The organism is Streptomyces sp. SX-6 (assembly GCF_059089585.1).
Map to the genome: position 1 here is coordinate 202,391 of NZ_JBTHHU010000003.1, position 18,998 is coordinate 221,388.

Annotated in this window: 14 protein-coding genes and 1 pseudogene; 11 read left to right on the forward strand and 4 right to left on the reverse strand. The window is 72.4% G+C overall.

What is annotated here, in order from left to right:
- Positions 1-78: 78 nt before the first annotated feature.
- Together ACV530_RS05095 and ACV530_RS05100 are read left to right on the forward strand one after the other, a co-directional pair.
- Positions 79-1,383 (forward strand): annotated as a pseudogene (locus ACV530_RS05095) (serine/threonine-protein kinase); the annotation flags it as partial.
- A 206-nt stretch (positions 1,384-1,589) separates the two neighbouring features.
- Positions 1,590-3,962, forward strand: coding sequence for a serine/threonine kinase C-terminal domain-containing protein (locus ACV530_RS05100; RefSeq protein ID WP_494331007.1), 2,373 nt, complete (start codon positions 1,590-1,592; stop codon positions 3,960-3,962).
- Here the strand turns inward: ACV530_RS05100 and ACV530_RS05105 are convergent.
- Entirely contained in the window at positions 3,947-5,491 is a 1,545-nt protein-coding gene (locus tag ACV530_RS05105) for a class I adenylate-forming enzyme family protein (RefSeq protein ID WP_494331008.1), read from the reverse strand. The two genes, ACV530_RS05100 and ACV530_RS05105, sit on opposite strands and share 16 nt — an antisense overlap.
- Before the next feature lie 145 nt (positions 5,492-5,636).
- Between ACV530_RS05105 and ACV530_RS05110 the strand changes: the two genes are divergently transcribed.
- The 4 genes from ACV530_RS05110 to ACV530_RS05125 all read left to right on the forward strand — a co-directional run bounded on the left by ACV530_RS05110 (position 5,637) and on the right by ACV530_RS05125 (position 10,044).
- Positions 5,637-6,857 (forward strand): amidohydrolase family protein, encoded by a 1,221-nt coding sequence (locus ACV530_RS05110; protein ID WP_494331009.1) that lies wholly within the window; start codon positions 5,637-5,639, stop codon positions 6,855-6,857.
- A gap of 4 nt (positions 6,858-6,861) precedes the next feature.
- The gene (locus ACV530_RS05115) at positions 6,862-8,055 is read left to right on the forward strand and encodes an acyl-CoA dehydrogenase family protein (RefSeq protein WP_494331010.1); all 1,194 of its coding nucleotides are present in this window, start codon (positions 6,862-6,864) and stop codon (positions 8,053-8,055) included.
- A 5-nt stretch (positions 8,056-8,060) separates the two neighbouring features.
- Positions 8,061-9,107 carry an acyl-CoA dehydrogenase family protein gene (locus tag ACV530_RS05120; protein ID WP_494331159.1) on the forward strand — a complete coding sequence of 349 codons (1,047 nt, stop codon included), beginning with the start codon at positions 8,061-8,063 and terminating at the stop codon, positions 9,105-9,107.
- Positions 9,108-9,519: 412 nt separating this feature from the next.
- Complete coding sequence (locus tag ACV530_RS05125) at positions 9,520-10,044, forward strand: ATP-binding protein (RefSeq protein WP_494331011.1); 525 nt, start codon at positions 9,520-9,522, stop codon at positions 10,042-10,044.
- Between the two features lie 306 nt (positions 10,045-10,350).
- Here the strand turns inward: ACV530_RS05125 and ACV530_RS05130 are convergent, their stop codons facing one another.
- Positions 10,351-11,277 (reverse strand): cyclase family protein, encoded by a 927-nt coding sequence (locus tag ACV530_RS05130; protein ID WP_494331012.1) that lies wholly within the window; start codon positions 11,275-11,277, stop codon positions 10,351-10,353.
- 102 nt (positions 11,278-11,379) lie between these two features.
- Between ACV530_RS05130 and ACV530_RS05135 the strand changes: the two genes are divergently transcribed.
- The 5 genes from ACV530_RS05135 (at position 11,380) to ACV530_RS05155 (ending at position 17,460) form a co-directional block, all read left to right on the forward strand.
- The gene (locus ACV530_RS05135) at positions 11,380-12,291 is read left to right on the forward strand and encodes an SDR family NAD(P)-dependent oxidoreductase (RefSeq protein WP_494331013.1); all 912 of its coding nucleotides are present in this window, start codon (positions 11,380-11,382) and stop codon (positions 12,289-12,291) included.
- 89 nt (positions 12,292-12,380) lie between these two features.
- Entirely contained in the window at positions 12,381-13,544 is a 1,164-nt protein-coding gene (locus ACV530_RS05140; RefSeq protein ID WP_494331014.1) for an acyl-CoA dehydrogenase family protein, read from the forward strand.
- Positions 13,541-15,013, forward strand: a complete 1,473-nt coding sequence (locus ACV530_RS05145; protein WP_494331015.1) for an aldehyde dehydrogenase family protein — start codon at positions 13,541-13,543, stop codon at positions 15,011-15,013. The genes ACV530_RS05140 and ACV530_RS05145 overlap by 4 nt, the downstream gene beginning before the upstream one ends.
- A gap of 102 nt (positions 15,014-15,115) precedes the next feature.
- A complete protein-coding gene (locus ACV530_RS05150) occupies positions 15,116-16,180 on the forward strand; it encodes an alcohol dehydrogenase catalytic domain-containing protein (RefSeq protein ID WP_494331016.1) in 1,065 nt (354 codons plus the stop codon).
- A 212-nt stretch (positions 16,181-16,392) separates the two neighbouring features.
- Positions 16,393-17,460, forward strand: a complete 1,068-nt coding sequence (locus tag ACV530_RS05155) for a hypothetical protein (protein ID WP_494331017.1) — start codon at positions 16,393-16,395, stop codon at positions 17,458-17,460.
- Here ACV530_RS05155 and ACV530_RS05160 read toward each other — a convergent pair.
- Positions 17,444-18,064 carry a flavin reductase family protein gene (locus ACV530_RS05160; RefSeq protein WP_494331018.1) on the reverse strand — a complete coding sequence of 207 codons (621 nt, stop codon included), beginning with the start codon at positions 18,062-18,064 and terminating at the stop codon, positions 17,444-17,446. The two genes, ACV530_RS05155 and ACV530_RS05160, sit on opposite strands and share 17 nt — an antisense overlap.
- An 82-nt stretch (positions 18,065-18,146) precedes the next feature.
- Complete coding sequence (locus tag ACV530_RS05165) at positions 18,147-18,992, reverse strand: enoyl-CoA hydratase/isomerase family protein (protein ID WP_494331019.1); 846 nt, start codon at positions 18,990-18,992, stop codon at positions 18,147-18,149.
- Positions 18,993-18,998: the final 6 nt, after the last annotated feature.

Sequence of the window (18,998 nt, forward strand, 5' to 3'; positions counted from 1 at the left end):
CCACTGGTCCGCGGATGAGAGACAATGGTCGCTCTGCCGGGGTCGGTTGGTCGCAGAGCTGGATGCCAGAGGGGACGCATGTCGGACGCGGAGCAGACGCAGGGCACGACCGGGCGCCTCCTCGCCGGGCGATACCGCCTCGGGGAAGTCCTCGGCCGGGGCGGCATGGGCACGGTCCACCGGGCGACGGACGAGACGCTGGGCCGTGCGGTCGCCGTGAAGGAACTGCGCTTCCCGGCGAACATCGACGAGGACGAGAAGCGCCGCCTGATCACGCGCACGCTGCGCGAGGCCAAGGCGATCGCCCGCATCCGCAGCGCCGGCGCCGTCACCGTCTTCGACGTCGTGCACGAGGACGACCGCCCGTGGATCGTCATGGAGCTCATCGAGGGCCGGTCCCTCGCCGACGTCATCCGCGAGGACGGCCCGCTGAAGTGGCGCCGGGCGGGCGAGGTCGGCCTCGCCGTGCTCGACGTGCTGCGCGCGGCGCACCTCCAGGGCATCCTGCACCGCGACGTGAAGCCGTCCAACGTGCTGATCGCCGACGACGGCCGGGTGGTCCTCACCGACTTCGGCATCGCCCAGGTCGAGGGCGACCCGTCGGTCACCTCGACCGGCATGCTGGTCGGAGCCCCCTCGTACATATCGCCCGAGCGCGCGCGGGGCCAGAAGCCCGGTCCGCCCGCCGACCTGTGGTCGCTGGGCGGTCTGCTGTACGCGGCCGTCGAGGGTGCGCCGCCGTACGACAAGGGGTCCGCCATCGCGACCCTGACCGCCGTGATGACCGAGCCCCTGGGTCCGCCGAAGAACGCGGGCCCGCTCGAGGGTGTCATGTACGGGCTGCTAGCCAAGGACCCGCAGAAGCGGCTCGACGAGGCGGGCGCGCGGGCTCTGCTGACGGACGCCATCAACTCCCCGGACACGCCACGGCCGAAGCCGGCGCCGAGGACCCCGGACACCGACGTCACCCAGGCGATCGCGATGCCGGAGGCATCCCCCCGCAAGCCGGACGCGAAGAAGCCGGCTCCGGCGAAGCGGCCCGCGGCCTCCCCCACGAAGCCTGTGGCGAACCCGAAGGCCCGGCCCGGTGCGCGCGAGAAGCACACGCCGTCCGCGTCCAACGGGAGCGCCTTCAGACCCCTGCGCGACGCGACCCCGTCGGGCTCGGCCGCTTCGACGGCCGCCTCGAGGACCGAGCAGGAGCCGATGGCGGGCACGTACACCACGACCCTGGTGCGGATGCGCGTCCCGGCGCAGCGGCGCGTGCTGATCCTCGTGGTGGTCGTCGTCGCTCTGGCCGTGCTCGGCACGGTGCTCGCCCTCGTGCTGAGCAACAACGGCGACGACGGCAAGAAGGACGGCAAGAGCGGCAAGTCGCACGGTCACGCGGCGGCGGTGGTCTCCGTCGTACGCACGGGCACGGGCACGGACCCGGCCGATCCGACGAGCTGAGCCGTACAGCCCCGGGAGGGCCGGTCCGGCACGTATCGTGAGTGTGGGTGAACAGTGCGCAGCCGCAATGAGCGGCGGAACAGCCGGATGTGATGGCTGCGCGGGCGTCGTCGGTGTCGTGCGTGTGGGGAGGCGTCGTGGACGACTACGCGGGCCGGGTGCTCGCCGACCGCTATCGCCTGCCGTTGCCTCCCTCCGAAGCGTTTGAACTGGTCGAGGCGCGTGCCTTCGACACCTACAGCGGGCAGGAGGTCCTGGTCCGTCAGATTCCGCTGCCGGAGGTCGTGGACGCCGAGCTCGTCGAGAGCGCGGGTGAGGCGGGCGCGCGCGACGGCGGCCCGGGCGGGCGCCCCGGGGCGGTGACCGCCGGGCGCGGCGGACGTACGGTCGTGGGGGCCGGCGATCCGGCGGTGCGCCGGGCACTGGCGGCGGCGACGGCCGCCGCGGGGATCCCCGATCACCCGCGGCTGGACCAGGTCTTCCATGTCTTCGCGGAGGCGGGCAGCCTCTGGATCGTCAGCGAACTCGTCACCGCCCGGCCGCTCGCGGCTGTGCTGGCCGAGCGCACGCTCACGCCGCACCGTGCCGCCGAGGTGGCGGCCGACATCCTCACCGCCCTGCGGGCCCTGCACGCCCAGGGCTGGACGCATCGCAACATCACCACCCGCACGGTCCTCATCTGCGAGGACGGCCGCGCGATCCTCACCGGCCTGGCCGTCGGCGCGGCCGAGGAGGCGCTGTGCGGCTACGACCCCGTCCCGGAGGGCCGGGGGGGCCGGGAGGGCCGGGAGGGCCGGGACGGTCGTGATGGCCGGGACGGTCGCGAGGGCGGGGCCGTTCGCGATGGCCGTGAGGGTGTGCGGCCCGCCGTGCCGCGGCAGGCGGGCAAGGAGGACAGCGCCACCGCGGCCGGGCGGACACGGCCCGGGGCGATCGCCGCGTACCGCGCGGGAGCCGCCCGCGCCGCCGCGCGCACGGCGGCCGAGGGCGGCAACGCACGCCCGTCGACCGGCAGTTCGCCGTGGGGCGGCGGCACGGCCGCCAGCGGCACCGCGCCCGCGGCCGGTTCGCCCGCGCCGTGGAGTGCCGACGCGCTCGTCCATGGCGCCTCGTCGGGGCGCACGGCGGAGCCCGCGCTCGAGAAGGCACCCGGCAGCTGGGGCGCCGGTGCCGCCGGCGGTGCGCTCGCCGCCGAACGGGCCCGGCAGGCGCGGATGCTGGTCATCGGCGCCGTCACCGAGCGCTGGGCCCCCGAACAGGCCTGGCCCGTCCAGGAGAACTGGCAGCTCGCCCCGCCCGTCGGGCCCGCCGCCGACCTGTGGGCCCTGGGCGCGCTGCTCTTCCGCGTCGTGCAGGGGCACGCCCCGTACCCGGAGGACAGCGCGGCCGACCTGGTGCAGGTCGTCTGCAACGAACCGCCCGCCTACGCCGAGGAGTGCGGCGCGCTGCGCCCCGTGGTCGAGTCGCTCATGCGCAAGGACCCGGAGGAGCGCCCCGATTTCGAGGAACTGCGCGGCTGGCTGCGGTCGTTGATCCGTTCCGCCCCCGAGCCGGACGTCGGCAGCCGTACGGTCACCGTGCCGTCGATCGGGCCGGGCACGCCCGCCGACCCGGGCCGCCTGCCGATCATCCGGCGGCGCGGTGAGCTGGTGCGCCGCTGGCGCGGGCGCGCGTCCGGTACGTCGTCCGGTGTGTCGGCTGGTGCGTCGTCCGGAGCGTCGGCTGGTGCGTCTGCCGGTACGTCTGCCGCGCACGGGCGGCACAAGAAGGCGGGCCAGGCCGTGGCCACCGGGCATCTTCAGCAGCAGCGGGTGCAGAGCCCGCGCAGCCCGCACAGGCTGGGGCGGCTGCTGCTGGGGTTGATACTGATCGTGCTGGTCGGGGCCGTGCTGTACGCGCTGCTGTTCATGCCCCGCGCGGCCGAGAGCGCGGAGCAGAGCCTCCCGGATCGCACCGGCACCACCGGGGCGCTGAGCGCGGCGCCCAACGGGCCGGGCCCGGAGGGGAAGACGACGACCGCGGGCGCCCGGTCGCAGCAGTCGTCCGAGGCGGGCGAGGTCGCCCAGGGCTTCGCCCTGCGCCACGACCCCAAGGGGTTCTCCGTGGCGGTCGCCAAGGACTGGCAGCGCCGCGACGACGCCGGGCACGGCCAAGTCGTCTACGCGGGCGGCGACTTCCAGCTGATCGTCGTGCCCGGCCGGGACGCGGTCTCCGAGTTCGGCAGCGATCCGCTGGCGTACCAGCAGGAGAAGGAGCCGGAGCTGGACCCCTTCCGCGCCTCCTCCTGGTCGGGCGCCACCGGGCTGCGCCGGGTCGACATCGGCAGAACGGCCGGGGCACAGGGCACGTACAACTGGAGTGACAGCAGCGGCCATCAGGTCTACGTCCGCAACGCGGTGATGATCCTGGATGGCCGCTATCACGTGCTCCAGGTGATCGGGCCGATGGACGGGCAGCGCTCCGTGGACTCCTTCTTCGACCAGGCCACCATCACCTACCGTCCGTCCTGATCCCGGCGGAAGCGCGTTCGCAGCTCCTCCTTGTCCACCTTCCGGAGCGAGCCGCTGCGCGGCAGCGCGTCCACCAGCTCGAGCTGCTCGGGAATCTTGTGCACGGCCAGCCCCGCGCGGCGCAGGTGCTCCGCGACCGCCTCGAGTGTCAAAGGTGGTGCCGCGCCGGTCCGTTGCTGGACGACCGCGCACACCCGCTCCCCGCGTGCGGCGTCCGGCAGTCCGATGACGGTGACCTCCTCGACGGCCGGGTGGTCGTGGAGCAGCCGCTCGACCTCCGCGGCGGAGATGTTCTCGCCCTTGCGGATGATGATGTCCTTGACGCGCCCGGTGAGCACGAGGAACCCGTCGCCCGTGAGGTGGCCGAGGTCGCCGGTGCGGAGGAAGCCGTCCGTGTCGAACGCCTCCGCCGACAGTGCCGGGTCGAGGTAGCCCCGGCACACGGCGGTGCCGCGCAGCCGTATGTGCCCGTCCGTGCCCGGCGGTACGGGCGTTCCGGTCGTGTCGACGACGCGGATGTCCATGCCGGCGGGCGGGCGCCCCTCCGTGGCGGCGAGCCGTTCCGGCGGGTCGGCGGGGGAACCCATGGTGATCACCGGGGCCTCCGTCATGCCGTAGCCGTGGAGGAGGCCACAGCGCAGCTCGCGCACGACGTCGGCGTACAGGGCGGGCGGCCGGGGCGCGCCTCCGCCTGCCAGCAGGCGGAGGGTGGGGATGAGCCTGCGGGCGGGGTCCTTGCGCTGTTCGGCGAGGAACAGCGAGTAGAACGCGGTGGAGCCGCCCGCGATGGTCACCTTGTGGCGGCGGTAGGCGCCGAGCGAGCGGGGCAGGGCGAAGTGCTCGACGAGCAGGGCGGGGACGCCGCGCAGGAGCAGCATCACGGTGTAGGCGATGCCGCCCACGTGCGCGTAGGGGAAGGCGATGGAGCCGACGTCGGCGGGGGTCGGCTCCAGGGCGTCGGCGAGGGCGGTGCCGGAGGCGATGAGGGAGCGGTCGCTGTGCAGGACGCCCTTGGGGGCGTCGGTGGTGCCGGACGTCCAGTGCACCCAGCGCACGGCGTCTCCGTCGGCGGGCGGCTGCGGGAGCGCGGCGACGGGGGAGCGGCGGTCGATGTCCGGCGGGGTCAACACCTCGGGTGGTGCGGGTAGTTCGTGGGCGAGGCGGTGGCCCATGGCCAGGTGGTCGTACCCCCGCCACACGCCGGGGACGACGAGGAACCCGGCCCGCACGGTGCGCAGAGCGTGCCCCGTCTCGCGGTCGCGGCACTGCGGGACGAGGGGGCTCTGGACAGCGCCGAGACGGGCGAGGGCGAGGGACAGGACGACGGTCTCGATGCGGGTGGGCAGTTGCCACACGACGCGGCTCGCGGGGCGGACGCCGAGCCCGTACAGCCGGGCCGCCGTGTGCTCGGCCCGGTCGCGCAGGGCGGCGAAGGTGAGCGTCCGGCCGTCCTCGGCCTGGACGAGGGCGGGCGCGCCGGGGGTCGATGCGGCGCGGCGGACGAGGAGTTCCCAGACGGTGGCGGGCATGCGGCCCTCCCGTTCGCATCGGCTTGCGGGTTCACGGCTTGCGTCCACGGCTTGCGGGTCCACGGGGTGCGGGCTAGCTTCCGAACTGACGGTACGTCAGAAAAGTACGTCGGAAAACCGGTACCGGTATCCGGGGAGGCCCTCCGTGGATCTGCCGCGCATCGTCAGCGTCGACGACCATGTGATCGAACCCGCCCATCTCTTCGAGAGCTGGCTGCCCGCCGCCGTCAGGGACCGTGGCCCACGGCCCCTCACCACCGGCATCGGCGGTCTCGAGTACACCGGCGGCACATACCGCTTCACCATGGATCCGGACGGCCCCCCGGCCGACTGGTGGATCTACGAGGACCTCGCCTTCCCCTACAAGCGCAACATCGCCGCCGCCGGCTTCGACCGCGACGAGATGACCCTCGAGGGGATCACCCGCGAGGAGATGCGGCCCGGCTGCTGGGACCCGGCGGAGCGGCTCAAGGACATGGACCTCAACCACGTCGAGGCGTCCCTGTGCTTCCCCACCTTCCCGCGCTTCTGCGGGCAGACCTTCGCGGAGGCACGGGACAAGGAGGTCGCCCTGGCGTGCGTACGGGCCTACAACGACTGGATGGTCGAGGAGTGGTGCGGCGACAGCGGCGGCCGGCTGATCCCGCTGTGCCTGATCCCGCTGTGGGACGTGGACCTCGCGGTCGCGGAGATCCGGCGCAACGCGGCCCGCGGCGTACGGGCCGTGACCTTCAGCGAGATCCCCACCCACCTCGGGCTGCCCAGCATCCACTCCGGCTACTGGGATCCCTTCTTCGCCGTCTGCGAGGAGACGGGGACCGTCGTCAACATGCACATCGGCTCCTCCTCGCAGATGCCCGCCGCGTCCCCCGACGCGCCGCCGGCCGTGCAGGCCACGCTGTCGTTCAACAACGCCATGGCGTCGATGACCGACTTCCTCTTCAGCGGAGTGCTCGTGCGCTTCCCGCACCTCAAACTCGCTTACAGCGAGGGGCAGATGGGCTGGATCCCGTACGCCCTGGAGCGCGCCGACGACGTCTGGAACGAGCACCGGGCCTGGGGCGGGGTGCGCGACCTGATCCCCGAACCGCCCTCCAGCTACTACCGCCGGCAGATCTTCTGCTGCTTCTTCCGCGACAAGCACGGGATCGCCTCGCTCGACGTCATCGGCCCCGACAACGCCACCTTCGAGACCGACTACCCCCATGTGGACTCCACCTTCCCGCACACCAGGGAAGTGGCCCTCGAGCATGTGCGGGGACTGGACGACGCGACCGTCCACAAACTGATGCGGGGCAACGCGATCCGCATGCTCGGCCTGGACCTCGACCGGCCCGCCACGGGCGACCGGCCTGCCACGGGGTGACCTCATGGACCTCGACGACACCCCCGAGGACGCGGACTTCCGGCACCGGCTGCGCGCCTGGCTTCGCACGACACTGCCCGCACTGCCCCCCGCGCCCGCCCCCGACGACTGGCCCGCCCGGCGCGCGTACGACTGCGCGTGGCAACGGGCGCTGTACGACGCCGGATACGCGGGACTGCACTGGCCGCGCGACGCGGGCGGCCAGGACGCCGGGCCCGTACGGCACTTGATCCTCCTGGAGGAGGCGGAACGGGCGGGAGCACCCTATGTGGGAGCCGGCTTCGTCGGCCTGCTGCACGCCGGACCGACCATCGCCGCCGAGGGCACCGCCGCTCAGCGCGCCCGCTGGCTGCCGCCGGTCCTGAGGGGCGAGGAGGTGTGGTGCCAGGGCTTCTCGGAACCGGACGCGGGCTCCGACCTCGCCGCCCTGCGCACCCGCGCGGTGCGCGACGGCGACACGTACGTCGTCACCGGCAGCAAGGTGTGGACCTCCCACGCCGAGATCGCCGACTGGTGCGAACTCCTCGTCCGCACCGACCCGTCGGCGCCCCGGCACCGGGGGCTCAGCTGGCTCGCGATGCCCATGGACGCACCCGGAGTGACCGTGCGCCCGCTGCGCACGCTCGCGGGGACCACCGAGTTCGCCGAGGTGTTCCTCGACGAGGTGCGGGTGCCGGTCTCGTACCGCGTCGGCGCCGAGAACGACGGCTGGCGCGTCTCGATGGTGACCCTCTCCTTCGAGCGCGGCACGGCCTTCGCCGGCGAAGTCGTCGCCTGCCGCCGGACGCTGGCCCTGCTGGCCCGCACCGCGCAGGCGAACGGACGGTGGGACGACGCCGTCCTGCGCCGCCGGCTGGGGCGGCTCAACGCCGAGTTCACCGCGCTGTGGCGACTGGTGCAGGCCAACGTCAGCGAGGCCGCGGCCTCGCGGGCGGCCGCGCAGGCATCGCGGGACGGCGTCGGGAGCGCCGTTCCGGGCGTCGGCGGCTCCGTCTTCAAGCTGCGCTACTCGCACGCGCGCCAGGAGCTCTACGACGCCGCTGCGGACGCCCTCGGCCCCGACGCACTGGACGCCGACCACGAATGGACCAGCGGCCGACTTTCTTCGCTCGCCTACACGATCGCCGCCGGTACGTCCCAGATCCAGCGGAACATCATTGCCGGGCGCATCCTCGGCCTGCCCGGCGGAAGGCGGTGATGACCATGGACTTCCGGCTGACCGACGACCAGAGGGACCTCAAGGCGGCCATGCGGAAACTCCTGGCGGCGAGGTTCCCGCGCGAGCGTCTCCGGGACGCGGTCGACGGCGACGCGGTTGACGGAGCCGCGGTTGACCGGGAGCTGTGGCGCGAGTTGGGAAAAGCTGGTCTGTTCTCCCTGCGGCTGCCCGAACGGGACGGCGGCGTCGGGCTCGGGCTGCCGGAGGCGGTGCTCCTCTTCGAGGAGGCGGGGCGGGCCCTGCTGCCCGGGCCGTTGACCGCCACCCATCTCGCGGCCGGGCTGACGGAGGGCGCGGCCGAGGGCACCGCGGTGGTCACGGCCGTGGCCCGGCCCGGCCCCGTCGAGCACCTCGCCTCCGCCGACGCCGTGCTGCTGCTCGACGGTGACCGCGCGCAACTGTGGCGAACGGACGTGGGAGAGGGACCAAAGGCTCTGTCGGCACACCCCCTGCGGTCGGTGGACCCCGCAACCCCGCTGCACCTGCTGCGGACCCTGCCCCGGGACTGCCCGGGTACGCACGACGCCGGTGATGCCGCTCTGCTGCGCCGGGAGGCCGCCCTGCTGACTGCCGCACAACAGGTCGGCAGTGCGGCCCGGACAGTGGACATGGCGGTCGCCCATGTCGGGAGCCGCGAGCAGTTCGGCCGCCCGGTCGGCGCCTTCCAAGCCGTCCAACACCTCTGTGCCGACATGCTCGTACGCACGGAACTCGCACGAACCAGCGTTTATGCGGCCTCACTCACGGTTACGGCGGGAGAAGTGGCGGGAGCCGTGCTCCTTGCCGGCGAGGCGGCCGTCCGCAATGCCCGTGACTGTTTGCAACTGCATGGCGGGCTCGGTTTCACCTGGGAGTCGGACGTCCACCTCCACCTCAAGCGGGCGTGGCTGAGGGCCGGGCAGTGGGGGACGACGGCCGAGGCCGAGGAGGAACTCGCCGAAGGACTCCGAACCGGCGCTCCCGGCCGTGCCGATGAAGCCCCCGGAAATTCGCTCGGGCGAAATCGTGAGCGACGAGAATGCGGAACGTAATCAACTGGATCGAAATGTCAGTGATGCCACGGAAAAAGATCACGCTGCGTTGATATCGAGTTGTGCTCTTCGTGTAACTCGTCGCGGACCGGAGTTGCCTTCGCGCTCGGGTACCCTCCCTTGAATGCGAATGGTTCGGAGGCGCGGCGAAGCGGGTGTTGCTCATGTGGCGGCACTGCATTCGGAATCGTCTTTTGCCCGCATCAGTGCGGCGGCCGTGAATGCGCCGTGTTCGAGGCCCCACGGCGCGCGTCGCACCGTATGCGGATCGCCCGCTTCTTTGCGCCGGAATATGCCCGGAGCGTTTGTCGGGGTAACTGTGTGTCAACCATGCTGTGATGAAGGGGAGTCACACTCCGTGATGCCCCCCAGGCGCGAGGCGTTGTGTCCGCCGGTTCGGATGGTGTGAGCGGTGCAGGTGCTTCAGGTGCAGATGGAGGTCCGGGCCGACCCCTCGGAGGTCGGCCGAGCCCGCAGGTGGGCGCGGTCGCGGCTGGCGGGATACGGGATAGGGGTCGACGAGCCATTGGCCGAGACGCTGATCCTGCTGATCTCCGAACTGGTCACCAACGCCGTGGTGCACACGGGCTGTCCGGCCGTGCTGCGGATGTTCTTCCCTGGCACGGGCGCCGCCGCTGGCACGGGCACTGCCTCCGGCGTGGGCGCCGTCTCCGGTGCGGCGTCGGGTCCGCGTGCGGGCACCGTCCGGGTCGAGGTCGCCGACAACAGTGCCCGCCCGCCACGGCAGCGCTGCGCCCGGGGCGATGACACCGGTGGCCGCGGGCTGGAACTGGTCGAGGGGCTCGCCGACCGCTGGGGCTGGCAGCGCGAGGGGGCGGGCAAGCACATCTGGTGCGAGATCGACCGAGGACCGTCGGTCCTGACGCGGTGGACCGTTGCTTTTGAGCCACACCAGGCCGTCACAAACGGGGCATAGGTGACAAAGTCCAGACCTGGTGTTGACGTGAAGTGGTCACGTGATCACCCTTGGATGAAGCGATTCGTTGCGAGGGGACGTCGAGAGGCCCGCATGGTCCGGGCAGCCTCGGCGAGTGCGGGTCGCGAACCGGCGCCGGAACAGGGCTGAAGCGCCGGAGCTGGGCGGCGGTGCCTGGTGCCGTGCTCGGGGTGCGCATCGGCGCCGCCGCCCGCCCGTCCTTCCGGCGGTACACGCCGGACAGTCCCGCCCGATGGCCTGACTCCTGCGGTGACCAGTGGTCAAGTCCCTTGCCGTGGCCGGTGATCAGAGGATGGCGACCGGCGCGACCGGCGCCCCCACGCCCCCGACGAACGGTTCCGGAGCGGCCGTCAGCAGGAAGGCGTACTGCCGCTCCTCCGCGCACACCGTCGACAGCTCCTCCAGATTCCAGTTCTGGCCCTGCATCATCCCCATCTCGACCAGATCGAGGGCGTGGACGGCCAGCCACAGGTTCTCGATCTCCGGCGGGAAGATCTCGAAGGTGAGGGTGTCGTTGGCGACGGCGGCGACGTCCCGCGCGTGGAACCACTCGGGCGTGCGGACCGACAGGCCGGGCGACGGGTGCGCGTACGCGTGCTTGTCCCCGGCGAGGTAGTGCTGGATCTGGCCCGTCCGGACGAGCACGATGTCGCCGGCTCCCACGGTCACCCCGGCCAGGTCCTCCGCCGCGTCGAGGTCCTCGGGGGTCACCGCGTGCCCGCCGTCGAGCCGGTCCACGCCCCGGGCGCGCGCGACGTCGAGCAGCACGCCGCGCGAGACGACGGGCCCGGCCTTCTCCACGCCGCTGTGCGCGGCCCGGCCCTGTGCCGTGATGGAGCCCGCCAGGCGGCCGTTGTAGATCCGCCCGCCGTGCGAGACATGGCCCAGCCCGTCCCAGTGGGTGGCCGCCTGGAGGCCCATGGTCACCACGTCGTCGCTCGTGGCCACGGTGCCGGGGCCGAACAGCTCCGCGTTGACCGCCGTCATGGTGTGCAGGGGGTTGACCCTCCCCGGGATCAGCCCGGTCTGCACGCCGTCCTGCTGCAGGGGCAGGGCCAGGGCGACCCTGCGGCCGCGCGAGACGGCCGCGGCGGCGGCGTGGACGACGGCGTCGGTGATGAGGTTCAGCGTGCCGATCTCGTCGGAGCTGCCCCAACGGCCCCAGTTGTTGACGCGTTTGGCGATCTCGTGGAACTCGGCCGGCAGCGACATGGGCGCCTTCCCCTTCCGTTCCTGCTCCCGCGGGCTTGTGCTCGGGCCCGCTCTGCCGAAAAATCTAACGGACCGTCAGGAATCGCGGGAAGGGGTGCCGCAGTGGGGAACTTCCTGGCAGGCAAGGTGGTTGCCGTCACCGGGGCAGGTCGGGGGATCGGCAGGGCCGTCGCCCTGGCCTCCGCGGCCGAGGGCGCGAAGGTCGTCGTCAACGACTACGGCGTCTCCGTCTCCGGCGACGAACCGACCGGCGACGTCGCGGAAGCCGTGGTCGAGGAGATCGAGAGCGCCGGCGGCGAGGCGGCCGCCGTCACGGACGATGTGTCGACGATGGCCGGGGGCCAACGGATCGTCGACACCGCCCTGCGGCGGTACGGCCGGATCGACGGAGCCGTGTGCGTGGCAGGCATCCTGCGCGAGCGCATGCTCTTCAACATGGCCGAGCATGAGTGGGACCCGGTCATCGCCACCCACCTCAAGGGCACGTTCACGGTCTTCCGCGCCGCCTCCGCCGTCATGCGCCGCCAACGGTCCGGCACCCTCATCGGATTCACCAGCGGCAACCACCAGGGCAGCGTGGCCCAGGCCAACTACTCGGCGGCGAAGGGCGGCATCATCTCGCTGGTCCGCAGTGCCGCCCTGGGCCTGCACAAGTACGGCGTCACCGCCAACTGCGTGGCCCCCGTGGCCCGTACCCGGATGTCCGCCGAAGTGCCGCTCGCCCTCACGGAGATCGGCACACCGGAGGACGTGGCCGCACTGGTCGTCTACCTGCTCAGCGAGCGGGCCCGCGAGGAGCGGATCACCGGGCAGGTCTACACAGTGGCCGGACCCAAGATCGCCGTCTGGGCCCAGCCGCGCGAACTGCGCGCCGCCTACGCGGACGGGGCCTGGACCCCCCGGCGGATCGCCGACGTCCTCCCGGGGACCGTCGGCACCGACCCCATGCCGATGCTCGACAAGCTCGACGCGATGGCCGCGGCAGCCGCTGCCAAGGCACGCCCCAACACATGACGGCACGCCGCGGAGGAGGGGGCGATGTAAGGGCTGGGGGAGGGCGGAAGGGCCTTGAGAGGCCATGAAGGTCCGTGAAGGGAGAGGGCATGGACTTCGCATTCGGACCCGAGGACGAGGCGTTCCGGCAGGAGGCGCGCGCCTGGCTGGCCGAGCGCCTCGCCGACGGGCCGGAACGGGCCCCCGGACGCGCCTGGGAGCGCGAACTGGGCGCGGGCGGCTGGCTCGGCCTCGGCTGGGACCGCACGCGCGGCACCTACGGCAACCGGCCCGCCACACCGGCCCAACAGGTCGTCTGGGCCGAGGAGTACGCCCGTGCCCAGGCGCCCGCCCGCATCGGACACCTCGGCGAACGGCTCCTGGCCCCCACCCTCCTCGCCCACGGCGACGACGCGCAGTGCGCGCGCTTCCTGCCCGGCATCGCCCGCGGTGAGGAGATCTGGTGCCAGGGCTACAGCGAGCCCGGTGCGGGATCCGACCTCGCCTCCGTCCGGACCGCCGCCTCGCCGGACGACGACGGCCGCACCTACCGGGTCGACGGACACAAGATCTGGACCTCGCACGCCCATGAGGCCGACTGGTGCTTCGTCCTCGCGCGCACCACCAAGGGGTCCCAACGGCACCATGGGCTCTCCCTGTTGCTCGTGCCAATGGACCAGCCGGGCCGGATCGAGGTCCGGCCGATCCGGCAGCTGCACGGAGGCGCCGAGTTCAACGAGGTGTTCTTCGACGGCGCCCGGGCCCGCACCGACCACGTCGTCGGCGGCGAGGGCAACGGCTGGCGGGTCGCCATGGACCTCCTCGCCCGGGAACGAGGCGTGTCCACCCTCGCCCAGCAGATCGGATTCGCCGCCGAACTGGCCGACACGATCCGCCTCGCGGTCAAAACGGGTGCCGCAGAGGAGCCGGTGGTGCGCGACCGGCTCGTACGGCACTGGGCCGAGGTGCAGACCATGCGCTGGAACGCCCTGCGCATGCTCGGCACGGACCACGACGCAGGGGCGCCCAGCGTCGCCAAGCTGCTGTGGGGCGGCTGGCACCAGCGGTTCTGCGAGCTGGCGATGACGGTGCGAGGAACGTCCGCGGCCGTCGGGCCGGACGACTGGACTGCCGACCGGCCCTACGAACTCGACGCCCTGCAAAGCCGGTTCCTCTTCGCCCGCGCCGAGACGATCTACGGCGGATCGGACGAGATCCAGCGCAACATCATCGCCGAGCGCGTCCTCGGCCTGCCGAAGGAGCCCCGGCCATGACGGCGTACGGAACGTACGGGCACTGGATCGACGGGTCGTGGCGCACGCCGGAGAAGGGGCACTATGCAGTTGTCAATCCGGCGACCGAGCAGGTCGTCGGGGAGGCCCCGGAGGCGACTCCCGCCGAAGTCGCCGACGCGGTGGCCGCCGCGCGGGCCGCGCAGGGCGGCTGGTCCCGCACCGATCCGCACGAGCGCGCTGCCGTGCTGAATCGGGTGGCGGATCTGCTCATCGAACGTGCGGGGGAGCTGGTCCCCCTGATCCAGGCCGAGACGGGCGCGACGATGCGCGTCGCCTCGGCCATGCAACTTCCCTCTGCCGCCGAGCGGTTTCGGCGCTATGCGCGTGGCGCGCTGGAGCCGGACGTCATCCCGCTCGCGCCCCGGCCCGTGCGGGGCAGCGCGCTCGCCCCCGGCGGTCTGGTCGGCGCCGCTGCCGTCCGGCGCCCTGTGGGTGTCGTCGCCTGCATCACCTCCTACAACTTCCCTGTCGTCAATCTCGCGGGCAAGGTCGGTCCCGCCCTGGCCATGGGCAATACCGTGGTCGCCAAACCGGCGCCCCAGGACCCGCTCTGCTGCCTCGAACTGGGGCCGCTCTTCCGGGAAGCCGGCTGCCCGGACGGCGTGTTCAATGTCGTCACCGGCTCGGGCCCGGCCACGGGTGAACAGCTCGTGGCCCGACCCGGCGTCGACATGGTCAGTTTCACGGGTTCCACCGCTGTGGGAAAGAAGATCGCCGAGAGCGCGGGGAGGGCGATGAAGCGCACCCTTATGGAGCTGGGCGGTAAGGGTGCAGCCATCGTCCTGGGGGACGCCGGCGATGAAGTGATCATGTCGGCGGTCAGGGCGGTCGGTTCGGTCTGGTCCTTCCACAGCGGGCAGATCTGCACGGCGCCGACCCGCGTGCTCGTTCAACGCCCGTTGTACGAGCGGGTCGTTACCGCTCTCAAAGACTACGCTGAGTCACTGACATTGGGAAGCCCTGTGGAAAACTCCACCGTCGTGGGCCCGTTGATCTCCGCTGACCAGCGCGAACGCGTCGAGGCCTACATCGCCGGGGCCCGGGCCGAAGGAGCCCGGATCGTCACCGGCGGTCAACGCCCCGGCCTCGAGCCCGGGTTCTACGTGGCACCCACCCTCATTGCCGACGCCACGCCCGGCATGAGGGCCGCCCGCGAGGAGATCTTCGGGCCCGTGGTCGTGGCCATGCCCTTCGACGACGAGGACGAGGCGGTCCGCATCGCCAACAGCACCTCCTACGGCCTCTACGACTACGTCTTCTGCGCCGACAGCGCGCGGGCCTGGGCCCTGGCGGCCCGGCTGCACAGCGGGAACGTCGGCATCAACACTCTCCAACGGCACCCGGAGACACCGTTCGGCGGGTGCAAGGAGAGCGGCGTCGGCCGCGACGGCGGCTCCTTCGGGCTGCACGCCTACAGCGAACTTCAGTCGATCGTCTGGCAGTCCTGAGCCATCCGCAGTCCTGAGCCATCTGCGACCTTGAGCCATCTGCGACCTTGAGCCATCCGCAGTCCTGAATCGTCCGGCAGTTCTGACCCGAAGGGCACCGCCATGAGAGGCGTCATCTTCGACGGTGAGCGGCCGACGGTCGTCGGCGACCTGGACCTACGGGCTCCCGGGCCCGGCGAGGTCCTGGTCTCCGTCGCCGCCGCGGGGCTCTGCCACAGCGACCTGTCGGTGATCGACGGCACCATCCGCCATCCGGTTCCGGTCGTACTCGGTCACGAAGGGGCAGGGGTGGTCGAGGAGGTGGGGGCGGGCGTCACTCATGTCGGGCCCGGCGACCACGTCGTCCTCTCCACGCTCGCCGGCTGCGGCGCCTGCGCCGACTGCGACCGCGGTCGTCCGACCATGTGCCGCGCGAGCATCGGCCGTCCCGCGCGGCCGTTCTCGCGCCGGGGCGAGGCACTTTTCCAGTTCGCGTCCACCTCGGTCCTCGCCGAGCGCACGGTCGTCAAAGCCGTACAAGCGGTCCGGATCCCCGACGAGGTGCCGCTGACCTCGGCGGCCGTCATCGGCTGCGGCGTACTGACCGGCGTCGGCGCGGTCCTCAACCGCGCCCGGACGGGCCTCGGCGAATCCGTGCTCGTCATCGGCGCGGGCGGTATCGGCCTCAACGTGCTCCAGGGCGCCCGGATCGCCGGGGCGTCGCCCGTGATCGCCGCCGACACCGACCCAGGCAAGGAACAGCCGGCCCGGAGGTTCGGCGCGACCCACTTCATCGACGCCGCCGCCCGCGATCTCGCCGCCGTGGTGCGGGAGATCGTTCCCACCGGTGTGGACCACGCCTTCGAGTGCGTCGGCGACACCCGGCTCGTCCGGCAGGCCGTTGGTCTCCTCGACCGGCACGGCCAGGCGGTGCTGCTCGGTGTGCTGCCCGCCGGCGCGGAGGCGTCCTTTCCGGTCTCCTCCCTCTACCTGGACAAGGCGATCCTGGGCTGCCGCTACGGTTCCGCCCGCCCGCAGCACGACGTCGCGCTCTACGCACGGCTGTACCGCGAGGGGCGGCTCCTCCTCGACGAGCTGGTCACCACGGTCCGCCCCGTCGACGACTTCGCGCGGGCGGTGGAGGACGTACGGCACGGCCTGGCCGCCCGCTGCGTGCTCGCCTTCTGAGCGCTGGACGGCCAGGACGAGGCCCTGCTGCGGGGTAAGCGGGGTAATACGAAGCTTCCGGAAAGAAGGGGCATTACGGGCGGTCGGCGGCAGGGCGGTCGTGTGCCCGGCTTCCCGGTCGGCGGATTCACTGGAGTGAGCGGGGTCTCGAAACCCTTCCCCACGCAACCTCTCGCCCGTTGGGGGAATCTTTCTGGGGGAGAGGGGCCGATATGACACAGAAGGCTGAGCCGGACGCGAAACCAGACGCGATACCGGACGAGGCGACGACAGCAGAGGACGCGAAGAGCGCGGACGACGTATCCGTGGTGTCCCCTGCGGAGCCGCCGAAGCGGGAGTCGCCGAAGCAGGAGGAGCGCGAGGAGCGCACCGACGGCTTCGGGGCGGCGTTCTGCGCCTCGATGGCCACGCTCAGTGCGGAGGTCGTCATCGCGGCGACCGTCGGCGTGCTCGTACTGCTGTCGCGCGAGCACCAGGGCCTTCCCAAGGGCGTCATGCTGATCATCGCGGTGTCCCTCGGGGCGCTGCTCCTGACCGTACTGCTCAGCGGTTTCGTCACAGCCGCCGCGGTGATGCCCGCGCTGGCGCTCGGCCGCCGTGCCGCGCAGCGCGCGGAGCGCCCCGCGCGTTGGCCGTGGACGGTCGGCGCCGTGGCGGCGATCTCGGCGGGCGCGGTGATCGTCTTCGGGGCGGTGGCGGCGCTCGGCAGTCGCTCGCTCGCCTCGCCGCCGGCGTATCTCCTCTGGTGGGCCTCCCTCACGGTCGGGCTGCTGCCCGCGGCCTTCGTGGCTCGTGCCGCGGGCCGCCGTGCGCGTGCCGGGCGCGTCGGCAGTGTGGCCCGCCGGGTGACGCGCAACGGCGCCGTCGCCTGGCTGGCCGTCGGCGCGGTGGGCGCGACGGTGTACGGCACCGGCTTGGTGAGCGTGTACGAGCCGCCGCGCCTGCACAGGTCGGACCTCGCCGGCACCTGGCGCGACGATCACGGCGGCAAGGTCGAACTCACCCGGCACGGCACCGCGATCGCCGACGGGCTCGACAACTACAAGTGGGACGGCACGGGCAAGGCCACGTACAAGGACTGCAACGGGTCCGGCACGTGGACGGTGATCAAGGACAACGGCCGGGTCCAGGGAGTCTCCCTGCAGATCAACTCCTGCGAGCTCAGCAATAACTGGAGCATCGCCGGTACGACCAAGGCGCCGCGGCTCTTCCACGACATCGGCAAGCCCGGTGCCGGCAAGCGTTACGAGCTGCGGAAGGCCGTCAGGAGCAAGAGGTGAACGCGCCCCTGTGGAACAGCAGGGGCCCGGCATCCGCCGCGCGCGCGTCCGTACCGAGCGCCAGGACGCGCCCCACGACCAACAGGTGATCCCCGCCCGTGTGCACCGTGTGAATCGCGCAGTCGGCCCACGCGGGCACATCCGCGAGCAGCGGTGAACCGGTTGCCGGGGACGGCCCGTACGGCACGCCGGCGAACTTGTCGGCCACCTGTGCGCCGCTGACCGCGAAGCCCCGGCAGAGCCCCTCCTGCCCGGCCCCGAGGACGTTGACGCAGAAGACCCCGGCATGCGCGATGCGCGGCCAGGTCGTGGACGTACGGGCCACCATGAAGACGACCAGCGGCGGGTCCAGCGACAGCGCGGCGAACGACTGGCAGGCGAAGCCCGCCGGAGGTTCCCGGTCCGTTCCGGGGGCGGTGATGACGGTCACGCCGCTGGCGAAGTGGCCGAGTACGCGCCGGAATTCGGCCGGTGCGGGCGGGGGCGGCTCGCCCTCGCGTACCGCCCGCAGCATCGGGCGCAGCGCGGTGACGGGGGCCGTCGGTGCGCCCCGGTCGCGCAGATGACGTACGGCGACGGCGGCCATGCCCGCATGTCCCATCATGCCCCCATTGAAGCTGATGCCTCGTCACATCAAAAGGTGTGGAAGAGGGTTGGAAGAGAGTCGGAAGAGAGTCGGAAGAGGGTCAGCGGCCTCGGTAGACCGGGCGGCGGCGGGCCGTGAAGCTCGCGATGCCCTCGGCGGCGTCGGCCGTCGTCATGTTGATCTCCTGTGCCGCGGCCTCGGCCGCGAACGCGGTCGCGCGGTCGGACTCCAGTGAGGCGTTGACCAGTTGCTTGGTGAGGGCGAGGGCCCGGGTGGGCCCGGCGGCCAGTCGTCCGGCCCAGGCGCGTGCGGTCGCCACCAGCTCCTCCGGTGGCACCACACGGTTCACCAGCCCCAGGCGTTCCGCCTCGGTGGCCGTGAGCGCGTCGCCGAAGAACATCAGCTCCTTGGCGCGCCGCGGCCCCACCAGGCGCGGAAGGAGGTACGCCCCGCCGCCGTCGGGCACCAGGCCGCGTCGGACGAACACCTCGGTGAACGTGGCGGTTTCGGCGGCCAGGACCAGGTCGCAGGCCAGCGCGAGGTGGGCGCCGAGGCCCGCGGCGACGCCGTTCACGGCGGCGAGCACGGGCTTCTCGCAGTCCAGCACCGCGCTGATCAGCCGCTGGGCGCCGGCGCGGATCGTACGGGCCACGTCGCCCGGGATCCGGTCACCGGTGGTACCGCCGGGCCCATCGGTCCTGCCAGTCCCGCCAGTCCTGCTGGCCCCACCGAGCCCGGCCCCCGTCCCGGCCGTGCGGAGGTCGGCGCCCGAGCAGAAACCCCTGCCCGTGGCGGTGAGGACCACGGCTCGGACAGCCGGGTCCGCGGAGGCCTGGAAAAGCCGTGAAATGAGGTGTTCGCGCTGGTCAGGGGTGATGGCGTTCAGCACCTCGGGCCGGTTGAGCGTGATCCACGCCACCCCGTTGTCAGTGGTGTCGAGTATCAATGAGCC